At 37.6% G+C, this 12,152-nt stretch carries 14 protein-coding genes; 10 read left to right on the top strand and 4 right to left on the bottom strand.

Translation table 11 applies throughout. The features are described from left to right. Positions 1–146: 146 nt before the first annotated feature. Positions 147–497 carry a YlbF/YmcA family competence regulator gene (locus tag ACN6NE_RS13875; protein WP_474325662.1) on the bottom strand — a complete coding sequence of 117 codons (351 nt, stop codon included), beginning with the start codon at positions 495–497 and terminating at the stop codon, positions 147–149. Between the two features lie 187 nt (positions 498–684). On the opposite strand from ACN6NE_RS13875, the gene ACN6NE_RS13870 reads away from it, so the two are divergent. From ACN6NE_RS13870 to ACN6NE_RS13840, 7 genes are all read left to right on the top strand, one after another. Then, the gene (locus ACN6NE_RS13870; protein ID WP_474325660.1) at positions 685–2,028 is read left to right on the top strand and encodes a YheC/YheD family endospore coat-associated protein; all 1,344 of its coding nucleotides are present in this window, start codon (positions 685–687) and stop codon (positions 2,026–2,028) included. Further along, complete coding sequence (locus tag ACN6NE_RS13865; RefSeq protein ID WP_474325659.1) at positions 2,025–3,107, top strand: YheC/YheD family endospore coat-associated protein; 1,083 nt, start codon at positions 2,025–2,027, stop codon at positions 3,105–3,107. The genes ACN6NE_RS13870 and ACN6NE_RS13865 overlap by 4 nt, the downstream gene beginning before the upstream one ends. 4 nt (positions 3,108–3,111) lie before the next feature. After that, on the top strand, positions 3,112–4,461 hold the full coding sequence (locus ACN6NE_RS13860; RefSeq protein ID WP_474325657.1) for a YheC/YheD family endospore coat-associated protein: 1,350 nt from the start codon (positions 3,112–3,114) through the stop codon (positions 4,459–4,461). After that, positions 4,458–5,618 carry a YheC/YheD family endospore coat-associated protein gene (locus ACN6NE_RS13855; RefSeq protein ID WP_474325656.1) on the top strand — a complete coding sequence of 387 codons (1,161 nt, stop codon included), beginning with the start codon at positions 4,458–4,460 and terminating at the stop codon, positions 5,616–5,618. The genes ACN6NE_RS13860 and ACN6NE_RS13855 overlap by 4 nt, the downstream gene beginning before the upstream one ends. 66 nt (positions 5,619–5,684) lie before the next feature. Beyond that, entirely contained in the window at positions 5,685–5,894 is a 210-nt protein-coding gene (locus ACN6NE_RS13850; protein ID WP_013055294.1) for a YheE family protein, read from the top strand. A gap of 29 nt (positions 5,895–5,923) precedes the next feature. After that, positions 5,924–6,826 carry a PucR family transcriptional regulator gene (locus ACN6NE_RS13845; RefSeq protein WP_474325654.1) on the top strand — a complete coding sequence of 301 codons (903 nt, stop codon included), beginning with the start codon at positions 5,924–5,926 and terminating at the stop codon, positions 6,824–6,826. A 138-nt stretch (positions 6,827–6,964) separates the two neighbouring features. Beyond that, positions 6,965–8,074, top strand: coding sequence for an ABC transporter ATP-binding protein (locus ACN6NE_RS13840; protein WP_013055292.1), 1,110 nt, complete (start codon positions 6,965–6,967; stop codon positions 8,072–8,074). Between the two features lie 23 nt (positions 8,075–8,097). Here the strand turns inward: ACN6NE_RS13840 and ACN6NE_RS13835 are convergent, their stop codons facing one another. Beyond that, complete coding sequence (locus ACN6NE_RS13835; RefSeq protein ID WP_013055291.1) at positions 8,098–8,262, bottom strand: hypothetical protein; 165 nt, start codon at positions 8,260–8,262, stop codon at positions 8,098–8,100. 371 nt (positions 8,263–8,633) lie between these two features. Between ACN6NE_RS13835 and ACN6NE_RS13830 the strand changes: the two genes are divergently transcribed. Next, positions 8,634–8,852: an alpha/beta-type small acid-soluble spore protein gene (locus tag ACN6NE_RS13830; RefSeq protein ID WP_013055290.1), complete on the top strand. Its 219-nt coding sequence runs from the start codon at positions 8,634–8,636 to the stop codon at positions 8,850–8,852. Positions 8,853–8,917: 65 nt separating this feature from the next. On the opposite strand, the gene ACN6NE_RS13825 is transcribed toward ACN6NE_RS13830, so the two are convergent. Further along, complete coding sequence (locus ACN6NE_RS13825; protein ID WP_474325651.1) at positions 8,918–10,183, bottom strand: hemolysin family protein; 1,266 nt, start codon at positions 10,181–10,183, stop codon at positions 8,918–8,920. 184 nt (positions 10,184–10,367) lie between these two features. Between ACN6NE_RS13825 and ACN6NE_RS13820 the strand changes: the two genes are divergently transcribed. After that, entirely contained in the window at positions 10,368–10,988 is a 621-nt protein-coding gene (locus ACN6NE_RS13820; RefSeq protein ID WP_013081655.1) for an NAD(P)-dependent oxidoreductase, read from the top strand. A gap of 38 nt (positions 10,989–11,026) precedes the next feature. On the opposite strand, the gene ACN6NE_RS13815 is transcribed toward ACN6NE_RS13820, so the two are convergent. After that, entirely contained in the window at positions 11,027–11,224 is a 198-nt protein-coding gene (locus ACN6NE_RS13815) for a hypothetical protein (protein ID WP_016762958.1), read from the bottom strand. Between the two features lie 181 nt (positions 11,225–11,405). On the opposite strand from ACN6NE_RS13815, the gene gpmA reads away from it, so the two are divergent. Next, positions 11,406–12,131, top strand: a complete 726-nt coding sequence (gene gpmA, locus ACN6NE_RS13810) for a 2,3-diphosphoglycerate-dependent phosphoglycerate mutase (protein WP_474325648.1) — start codon at positions 11,406–11,408, stop codon at positions 12,129–12,131. The last annotated feature ends 21 nt before the right edge of the window (positions 12,132–12,152 follow it).

Below are 12,152 nucleotides of genomic sequence, written 5' to 3'. Positions count from 1 at the left end.
CTAATCCGTTCGGATACGGTTATAAATGACCTTTTCATGAGAGTCGGCATGTGTAGCCTTGTTACTAAGCTTATGAGCAGAACTGCACAATTAGAAGAAATTTCTGCACAAAAAAAGAGGAAAAGATTTCTCTTTTCCTCTATCTCTTATTCAGCCGCACCGTAAAGTTCTTCAAGTGGCTTCATAATAATTTTGTTTAATTCACCAATTACCATGCTCATACGTTGCTCAGCTTCCATTAGCTTCGCAATATTTTGATCTTGTTGAACGATTGCAACTGTTTGCTGCGCTTGCTGAACTTCTTCTTCAGTGATTTCTTGGCCCATCATTTGCTTTTGTTGCAGCTCCATTTGCATTGCACGGAAACGCTCAAATAATTGTTTTGAACCTTGATCAGCGTTTACTGCTGCATATAAGTTTTTTAAGTTTGTGTAATCGTCGCTTTGACGAATTGCTTTTTCTAAATCATTTGCTACATCATGTAAGTTTACAGACACGTTAAGTTCCTCCTAATTAAGTTCTATAATTTCTTGACTTCCCTAACTATAACAAATTATTATATAAAATTCAGCTTAAGACCTTTATTTTCTCAGAAAACGATAAATTCTCTTCACAGATTGGGCTAATTCCTCATAGTATATATCAGCATTCGTCTACTAAAGGAAAGAAAAAGAGGATTCGTTTATGAATACTTTTACCATTTCTCTAAAACCACTAGAGAACCATATGAGCAACGACATTTACATTAGTTCTGCTTTATTCTCCCGTGTGAAGTGCAAGCACGAGTTTACGTTAACAGTAGGCTCTATCACGAAAGAAGTCGAAGCCACCGTGTTTCAGCATCGAGAATGCTGTTTCATGATGTCAGAAGCTCTATTTACAGACTTTCGCTTTCCGTATGAAACGCATCAGCTGAGAGGCATTTATGAAGAGAACACGTTTAGGTTGGGACCCGTAATTAGCATCGTAACAGAAGTTCGAGAAGATGAAGAACTCTTTGGTTCCATTTCTGTATTTTGTAAGGAATTTGTTCAAGCTTGCAAGGAGTTAGGGTGTTTTTGCTATGTGAGCAAATTAAGCGACGTGAAGTCATTATGCCCTAAAGGATATGTTTATCGCGCTGATCGATGGGTTTATTCAGACGTTCCCTTTCCGGGAATCGTACACAACCGGATTCATGCCAGGAAAACGGAACAAACCTCTGATTTTCAGACCTTTAAAACATTTTTGAAAGATCATGACGTTCCTTTCTTTAACGCACGTTACTTAAATAAATGGACGGTTTTTCAGCAGCTTAAAGAGGTCGTACACTTGCTTCCCTATTTGCCCAAAACGTATCAGCTTCGTTCACGTCAAGATCTTCTTGACGCTTTAGAACTTCATGACGATGTTTTTTTGAAGCCTGTTCATGGTAGCCAAGGAAAAAACATTTTTAAAATTTCAAAAAAAGAGAAGTATATTTTAGACTATACAACGTTTACGCAGACGTATGAAAAAGAATATGAATCTCTCTATGACTTATTTGAAACGCTATATAGTCAATTAAAAAGGCAAGGATTCCTCATCCAAGAAGGAATTTCACTGCAGACGTACAAACAGTGCCCTTTTGATTTCCGCATTCTCTGTCATAAAAAAGACGACTTGACGTGGAAAATCACGTCCATTGTCACACGTGTATCAAAACCCGGCAATTTCGTCTCAAATCTTGCCCGTGGAGGAGATATTCATCCTCCTCAGCAAGTGTTAACTCAGCTCTATGATTCAAAAACTACGCGCCATATCCTTTCACTTTTAAAAGAGATTGCGATTGAAATTTGCACGCAGCTTTCTCATCCGTCTGAACTTTATGCAGAATTCGGTATTGATTTAGCGATTGATCAAGAAGGAAAGCCTTGGATTATTGAAGTAAATGTCAAACCTTCCAAACAATCAGATTCAAGCGCTTTCTCTGTCCGTCCATCAACAAAAGCACTGCTTGATTATTGTCTGCATGCAACGAATTTTCAAGTTCCCAAGGAGGATTTATGATGATTTCATTAGGCTTTTTAACGATTCACCCACAGCAAGAAGTGGAGTACGTGACCGAAATTGCTAAACATGCTTCTGAGTTTTCGATTGAAATATACCGTTTTACTCCTTTTAACATTCATCCTAACACCGAAAATATTGAAGGCTTCCGCTACGATTTACAACAAAAGAAATGGATAGAAGATTCCTTCTTACTTCCTTCGTTTATTTACGATCGCTGCTTTTATCGAAAAGACTCGCTGTCTAAAAAGGCTCGCCCTATTGTAAACTGGCTTAAACAGCGGGAAGATGTTACATTTTTAGGCCATGGATTGCCCAATAAGCTAGATGTCTATGAAGTAATTAAAAAAGATAGCTATTTATCTTCATATATTCCTCCTACCACTTCAATCGAAAGTGTAGAGCAACTTGTTCAGCTGCTTCGAACAAACGATAGCCTAATGATTAAACCTGCCAACGGCTCACAAGGTAAAGGGATTGTGAAATTAAGACAGCGCGGACGTGAAATTGAAGCTTCTTATCAACAAAATGACATTGTAAATACCATTCTATTTTCCTCTTTTCAGGAGTTTAAGAACTGGTTTACGAAAACGACCCGTGATGTACTGTATATTGCTCAGCCCCATATTTCATTTTTCCCTTATGAACGCACTCCTTTTGATATAAGACTGCTATTACAAAAAGGAAACGATGGTGCTTGGAAAGAAATTGGAAGAGGAATTAGACAAGGTGAACGGGACTCCATCGTAACAAATGTAAGTTCAGGAGCATCTATTGTATCTTTTGAGAACTTGCTGCCTCGCATCCCTCGCGTTCATCGTCAATATGTAATGGATGAAATCAACACCATTTGTAAAACGATTCCGTCCGTGCTGGAAAATCACTTTCCTTCTCTTTTTGAATTAGGTATTGATTTATGTATCTCGAGAGACTTCAGCATCTGGATTCTAGATTTAAATTCGAAACCGGGAAGAAAAATAGTAATGGAGACAGCACCTGAACAAAAAGAAGTCATGTATAAAAATGTCCTGTCTTACTGCGTCTATTTAGCTAACACACTATCGTATCGTAAGGAGTAATGCTATGAAAAAAACTCTTACTCGCCTTGTTGTAGTAGAGCAGCTAGGCTGCGATCTTTCTGTTCCTGCATCTCTTTACAAAGACTCCTTGAAACAAGCAGCTTTTGGAACAATGACAGCTCCATGCCTTATACAATCTTCAGAACGTAAAGAAATTCAGATTTCAGCTGAGCTAATGACAAAACTTCAAATTCCTTTCGCCCATATGATGCACCCTATTATTGTGAATGAGACCATTCACTTAGGACCTTTAATCGGTGTGTTATCCGCTGGCTTTACTGGTTCTCTGCTGCGGCCAATTGGAAAGCGTTCCCTTCACTTAGCTAAACTTCTTTCTACTGCAAGTATAACAGGGGGCCTGCCTTTTATTTTTGGAACTCATCATATCAACTGGGAAACCGGGACCATAAACGGCTATTTTTATGAAGAAAGCGGCTGGACACAGCATGAAATCCCGCTTCCTAACGTTGTATATAATCGTTTGCCAAATCGAAAAACAGAGGTGTTAGCTCCTTTTAAGTTCATTAAAGAAAAGATGATGACTGATTACGGCATTCCATTTTTTAATCCTGATTTTTTCAACAAGTGGGAAATTCATGAGCTTTTAAAACTGAACGAGCAGACAGCCTATTTGTTACCTTACACGGTTGAAAGTCCTTCGTGTGAGCAAATAAAAAAACTCCTGCTTCTTCATCAAACCGTTTATTTAAAACCGAAAAACGGAAGCTTAGGCCGCGGCATTTATACCCTATCTTTTAAGGATTCCATGTACACGCTGACTTACAAAGGAGAAAAAGGTCTTCATGTTCAAGAAAAAGAAACCTTAGAGGATCTATTATCAGAATTTGAATATTTACTTACTAATCCTTCCTACATTGCTCAGCAAGGTATTTCATTAATCAAAAAAGAAAAGCGCTGTGTAGACTTTCGCGTGCATACGAATAAAGACGGAAATAACCAATGGATGCTTACTGCTCTAGCTGCTAAAGTAGCCGGTCCCAACAGCATCACTACGCATCTTGATTACGGCGGAGAAATTGAAGCTACAGCCAAAATATTCACCAACCCTTCTTACAAAAAAGAAATTGAAAATAAGCTAAAAGATGCTGCTATCTCAATTAGTCATGTGCTTGAACAGGAGCTGAACGGATTAATTGGAGAGCTTGGATTCGATTTTGGAGTGGATTATCAAGGAAACGTATGGCTGTTTGAAGCTAACTCTAAGCCTGGTCGCTCTATTTTTTCACACCCTGCCTTACGAAAAGCAGATCAACAAACTAGAAAACTTTCTCTAGAATATGCGATTTACTTATCTGGATACTATCTAAATACACCTGAAGGCATCAGCATATGATTACAATTTACTATCACAAAGAAAAGCAGCAGTGGTTTCATCATAACCCTTTAGCATCTTACACATGGGGAGTTCAAGAAATTGAACTTCCCTTTACTCAAAACATTTCTTCTACTCAAGCTTTTCTTCGTTTAAAAGGAGAAAGAGTCGGTCCTATTGTGGGAGTTTTAACGAACAAAGCTGTTTTGGAAAAACTGAATGTAAAACAGCGCCCTTTATTAGAACTCTTACATCATACCCTGCAAGAAAAAGGCGGGCTTCTTGCTTTATTCGCTGAAGAAACAATGTCTCATCACTTCTTTGAAGGATATTGCTTTGACGGTGCAAAAAAGCAGTGGATCAAAACAACTTTGCCGCTGCCAAACGTTATATATAATCGTTATCCAGGAAGAAAATCTGAAACCAAGAAGCTGACATCTTTACATCAGAAAATTAAAAGCAAGCACATCCCACTTTTTAATTCCGCTTTTTTTTCAAAATGGAAAGTATATCAATTATTTTCAAAGGATCCACTACTATTTTCTCACCTTCCTAAAACCTATCGTTTAACACCAGAAATTGATATTGCTAAGCTTCTGCAAAAACACTCTTCCCTTTATTTTAAGCCTATTAACAGCAGTAAAGGTGCTGGAATTTTCCGATTATCTTCCCATAAGCATACGATTATTTACCAAGATCATAAGCGCAAAGAAGAATTTTCTTCTTTACAAGCAATTGACCTTCCCAGGTCTGCTTATCTCATTCAAGAAGCGATTGAGACGCAACCATTCAAAGACAGGCGCTATGACTTACGTATTTTAGCGCATCACAAAGATAGCGGATATGTTATTAGCGGCGTCGGTATTCGACATAGTCCCTATCAATCCATTACAACACATACTTTAAACGGCGGCAGTATTTTACCTTTTCAAGATCTTGAAAATGAAATAGATACTTCCTTTCTTTCGTCCTTTGTAAATACGTGCGGGCAAGTCCTTCAAAAGTCCTTCCCTCTAGTTGAAGAATTTTCTCTTGATATGGCAAAGTCAGCCCAAGGGCAGTATTATTTGTTTGAAGTGAATGCAAAACCGATGATTTTTGATGAAACAGATATTCAAACGCAAGGTGCTAAACACATATGCAACATATTTTACAAATTAACAAAATTTTTAGATTAAATGTTTTTTCATCTCCTTTTCTCATGTTAAGCTTATAATAACTAATTGAGAAAGGAGATTTTCTTTATGGTTTCACATTTTCAGGTTAAACCACTGTATCAAAATAATCGAATGCCGGGCTGGCACATCTCGTTTTATATGAATCGGGTTTATTATGAGGCTGATTATTTAAAAGATGGACAAATCGTATGGAAAACTGCGCTTTCTAATCAAATAGATGAAACACAATTAATTGATTATATTCATGAGCTTATGCTTTTTCATGTTTATGAATAGTAAGCTTTCACCGAAGGGAACGAGCACAGATGAAACAGCTGCACACACTATTTGGGGATAAAATGATTAAGGCTAAAATCCCTTCTCAATTTGAACGTTACAAATGGTTTTCATGTGATGAAGGCTTCATTGGAATTGAACACTCGGCTTTATCTCAAAAAGAGCAGGCGTTACTTTCTGCTTTTTTAACCCCTTATGATGAGAAAGTTTCTTTACTGACGCCAGAGCAATTGTATTGGTCAAACCTGTTATTTGAAGCGCCTAAAAAAGTCATTCACTCTCATCATACGCACCATTCTTTTCGCTTCACCCAGTTTTTAATTAAACGTTTGTTTGAACAAAAAATAGAGTTTGAAAATGCACTTCACGCCTTGTATTCTACCTCCATTACTGTGTTGTGGATTGATAAACAATCAGGTATCGTTATCGAAACCTTTGATGATCCTAATGACTTAACTGAAAATTTATTAGATTCTATCGAGGTGCTATGTCATGATTTTGAAACTTCGATTCAGTTCTTTGAAGGCCAAATTCACTTTTTTCCGTCTTCACCGCGATTAATTTTTGAGCGTGAAAAGAAATGGTTTTATCAAATTAAGCATACAGTCGAACAAAAACATGTTATCCATTTTACCGACGTTTTACCCCATTTGGTTCTGCAAGAGTCTTCAGAGGCAATCCAAAATCATATGATACATTTACTTGACTTAGTAAAAGATGATGGAGATCTGTTAGAAACGATTAAAGTTTATTTAGAATGTAATTTAAACGTATCTCTTGCTGCTAAGAAATTGTACATGCATCGCAACAGCTTGCAGTATAGAATTGAGAAATTTATTGATCGCACACACCTTGATATCAAACACTTCACAGGAGCTGTGTCTGCTTACTTAGCCATTCTTGCTTTAAAAAATTCGCAAGATGGAAAATAAAGTGAAAGGGTTTTCGTAAATAATGCACGAAAACTCTTTCTTTTTTTGTGCATGTTTGCCATTTACCGTTTCGTTAAAAAAAATTACACTAGAGTTAAGAAAACGGTTTCACAGAGTACATACAAGGGGGAAATGGAAATGGCTGAATTACGTTTAGAACATATTTATAAAATGTATGATAAAGATGTGACGGCGGTAAAAGATTTTAACCTTCACATTCAAGATAAAGAATTTATTGTATTTGTTGGTCCTTCAGGCTGCGGGAAATCGACAACGCTTCGTATGGTTGCAGGGCTAGAGGAAATTTCCAAAGGTGATTTTTATATTGACAGCAAGCGTGTAAATGACGTTGCTCCAAAAGATCGCGACATTGCAATGGTATTCCAAAACTACGCATTGTATCCGCATATGAGCGTATATGACAACATGGCTTTTGGCTTAAAACTTCGTAAATTACCAAAAGATGAAATCGACCGCCGCGTAAAAGATGCCGCTCGTATTTTAGGACTTGAGCAATACTTAGAGCGCAAGCCAAAAGCATTATCTGGCGGACAGCGTCAGCGTGTAGCTCTAGGTCGTGCAATCGTTCGTGATGCTAAGGTCTTCTTAATGGACGAACCTTTATCAAACTTAGATGCGAAATTACGTGTGCAAATGCGTTCTGAAATTGCGAAGCTTCACCAGCGTTTGGGTACAACGACAATTTACGTAACACATGACCAAACCGAAGCAATGACAATGGCTTCTCGCCTGGTTGTTATGAAAGATGGGATTATCCAGCAGGTTGGTACACCAAAAGAAGTATATGAAAAACCTGAAAATGTATTTGTAGGCGGGTTTATTGGTTCTCCTGCTATGAACTTTTTAACCGGAACGTTAAAAGACGGAAAGGTTCAAGTAGGCGATTCTCTTCTTGCAGTTCCGGAAGGTAAAATGAAAATACTTCGCGAGCAAGGATATTTAAACAAACAAATTATTTTAGGCATCCGTCCTGAAGATTTCCATGATGAGCCTGTATTTATTGAATCTTCACCTGGCACAAAAGTTACAATCAAAGTCGATGTATCCGAGTTAATGGGAGCTGAAACCATGCTTTATTCTAAACTTGGCGGACAAGATTTTGTAGCACGCGTAGATTCAAGAACAGATATTAAACCGCTTCAATCTCTAGACTTAGCATTAGATATGAACAAAGCGCACTTCTTTGATGCAGAATCTGAACAGCGCATCCGTGCTGAACACGAATAAAAAAGACCCCTAGGGGTCTTTTTTTATTCCTGTATTTGCTTCAATTCTTCACTGTGACAAGTAGAGCAGTAAAAGAGATGAATACATTGGTGATTTGCTAAATCACTAGGATAACCATTTTCTACTTTTAATTGATCGATTTCCATGTAAGCACTGTAATCATCAAAATAATCGCTGACTTTTCCCATATCCCCCAGCACTCCTCCACATGTTTTGCACGTCATTTGTACATCACTAAACCCATTGCATAAGGAACAAATCGACATCTGCACACCTCGCTTTACCTCATCAATATGTACCTATAATATGCACGGAATAAAACTCTCTTACTCTTTATCAAACTCCACACAATATTTTCTATAAATTGCCAATAAATTTCTATGTATATGTTTTTTTCCCTTTCGCCATAATACTAGTAACAACCGAGCACAACAGCTCGTAAACATTGAGTTAGGCCGCGGTAGGCAAGCAGATCTAATCGATGCATCTGCTCGGCTGGTTCAACTCCAGCTAACTCAACCATTACAATCTATTTTATCTAACGAGGAGATGAATACACATGGCAAATTATCAAAACGCATCAAACAGAAATTCATCAAACAAGTTAGTAGCGCCTGGTGCTCAAGCTGCTATCGATCAAATGAAGTTCGAAATCGCTAGTGAGTTTGGTGTAAACTTAGGACCAGATGCAACAGCTCGTGCGAACGGATCTGTTGGTGGCGAAATCACAAAACGTTTAGTACAATTAGCTGAGCAAAACTTAGGCGGCAAGTACTAATATTAACTAATTTCATATTATGGCTTTAGCGCTCCAAGATCTCTTGGAGCGCTTTCTAATTTCTTTTAATCAGCTTCCTCATTCTTATTCGCAAATGATTTTACCGAAACTTTGCGAATACGTCGATTTTCTACTTCCTTAATGGTAAACAATATCTCTTCATATGAGAAAAAGTCTCCTTTAGCAGGAATATGATCAAACTGCTCATATATCCATCCCCCTAAGGTATGGCACGTACTGTCAGGAGAACTAACCGCTATATAGGTTAAAAATTCATCAATAGGGATGTCGGCGTTAAATTCGTACTCCTTTTCCCCTAGCTGGTGTACATACTTAACAGCTTCATCATGTTCATCCCAAATCTCTCCTACAATTTCTTCTAATATATCCTCTAAGGTCACAAGGCCGGCCGTTCCCCCAAACTCATCAACTACAATTGCCATGTGAACCTTACTTTTTTGGAGCTCTGGCAATAGAACAGATATTTTCATGGATTCTACTACAAAAATAGGTTGTCTCAACAAATCACGAATAGAAATCTCTTTTCTTTGGACTAAACAGGTTAAAAATTCTCTTTCTGATAAAATGCCAATAATATTATCAATATGATCTTCGTATACAGGGACTCTCGAATATCTCTCTTCAAGAAACATTTGACAAACCGAATCAATATCGGCATTTACGTCAACTGCTGTGACATCTATTCTAGGTTTTAAAATTTGCCCCACCACAATGTCATTAAAATTGAGTGAACGATGAACTAGCTCTTTTTCAATATTATTAATCGTTCCTTCTTCTTCGCTTAAATCTACCATCACTTTAATTTCATCTTCTGTAATCGTTGGTGTAGGAGCAGAGGCTAACAAGTGAGAAGTTCCTTTTTTCACCTGTAAAAATAAGAAGGAAATCGGGGTTAACAATTTAATAATAATAAATAACAAGGAAGAAATCATCAGCGCAAAAGATTCGGCATGCTCTTTAGCTAACGATTTTGGCAAGACTTCACCAAAAATCAAAATGATGATGGTCATAACGATGATACTAATCACAAGTGCTAGGTTTCCTTTAAACATATCGAGGGCAATTTTAGCTGCCAAAGAGGACGCAGCAATGTTTACGACAACATTTCCTACTAAAATTGTCGATAGCGTCTGCTCAAAGTGTTCAGCAATATGCAGCGCTTTTTTACTTCCCCGATATTTTTTCTCAGCGTAATGTTTTAAACGAATTTTATTTACGCTTGAAAAGGCTGCCTCAGCAGATGAAAAGAAAGCTGATAACATAAGCAAGACGACTAATATCATCATTTGATTCAGAGGCAAGTCTCCCAAAAGCCATTCACTCTCCTATTTTTTGATTTTTCTGTCTTTTTATCATATCAAATTTTTTTGTTGTTGAATATTTCATTCATCAACTTTGTATTACTTTATGCTACGCATGCTTTTTATTATGAATAAGTATACAGATTGTATATCCTAAAGAATAGATACTATCTTTTATAGAGGGGTGTAGCCAATGAAAATTTTACTATTAGGCTCTACAGGGCGAGTTGGACAGTCTTTATTAAAAATGATGCTAAAAGATGAAAACGACGTTACTGTACTTGTTAGAGACCGCAATAAGCTACAGGTTAGTCATCCAAACCTACATATCTTACAAGGCGATGTACTTCATCAAGAAAATATCAACTTTGCCCTCAAGCACCAAGATATCGTAGTCAGCGCGTTAAATACAGATGGTGCAGAGACGATTTCAAAAAGTATGCCGCTTATTATAAACAGCATGAAGTATTACGGCGTTCATCGTATTCTTACTATTGGAACTGCAGGCATCTTACAATCACGAACAGAACCAGAAAAGTATCGTTTTCAATCAAATGAATCAAAGCGTAAAACGACCAGAGCAGCAGAAGATCATTTAAAAGGATACTTACACTTGAAGGAAAGTGATCTAAACTGGACCGTTATATGCCCAACATACTTGCCTGAGGGTGAAATAACAGGCACGTATCGAGTGGAAAAAGATATTTTACCAGCTGATGCCGTTAAAATTTCAACGGGAGATACCGCTCACTTTACCTACCATGAGATATGGGCTCAAAAATTTTCCAAATGCCGCGTTGGAATTGCTTATTGAAAAATCAGGAGAACTTTTCGTTTTCAAAACGAGAAGTTCTACATCCAGAAAATACCGATTATAGCTAATCCACCTAGAACAAAACCTCCTATTTGACCAACGAGAGCCGGTGTCAAAACAGGCTTTCCTTTTTCTTTCTCTAATGTGCTAATATCAAGCTTCATCTGATACATTTCTTCTTTTAAATCTTCAATCTGGCCGTGCAGCGCTTGAATCTGACGTTCTTGGTCACTCATCCACTATCTTCCCTTCCCTTTTTTATTTTTATCATATGCGTAAAAAAGTTAAAGCTTTACTTTTCGGCATCACTTTTTCTAAATGATAAAAACTCCTGTCCCCGGCTTTAGGATAAAAAACTCTTTCCTTCTCATAATAAAAAAGAATAGAGTCCTTAGTCATTGTTGAAAGGAGAACACGATGATAAAACTTGTGTTGATTCGGCACGGACAAAGCGTGTGGAATCTGGAAAATAAATTTACAGGCTGGACGGATGTAGATCTTTCTAAAAATGGATTGCAAGAAGCGCGAGAAGCCCGAAAAGTATTAAAAAAAAACGAGTATGTGTTTGATATTGCCTATACTTCTGTTTTAAAACGATCCATTCGCACTCTATGGGTTGTCTTACATCAAATGGACTTCATGTGGATTCCTGTATATAAATCTTGGAGGCTGAATGAACGTCACTACGGAGCTCTTCAAGGCTTGAACAAAGAAGAAACCGCAAAAAAATTTGGAGAAGAGCAAGTACATTTGTGGAGAAGGTCGATGAACGAACGCCCTCCTGCTTTAAAAACAACAGATATTCGCTATGAAGCTTCCAATCCGAAGTATAAGGACTTAAGTAGAGGGCAATTTCCTGCAACTGAAAACTTAGCTGACACGGAAAAGCGGGTTCTTGAATACTGGGACGAAATCATTGCTCCTTCTATTAAAGCTGGCAAAAGAGTCATTATTTCCGCTCACGGTAATACGATTAGAGCTCTGATGCAGTATTTGGATAACATTTCGCCTGATGGCATTGCGAACTTGAATATTCCCACAAGCGTGCCGCTTGTCTATGAGCTTGATGATAATTTAAAGCCCATTAGACATTATTATTTAGGCATCGATGGAGAGATTCCTACGCATATTCCTTCTTCATAAAAAACGTGCCTAGATTGTAGG

It is taken from the genome of Priestia sp. 53B2, from assembly GCF_056099005.1.
This window is presented reverse-complemented; position numbering and strand designations above follow the sequence as displayed.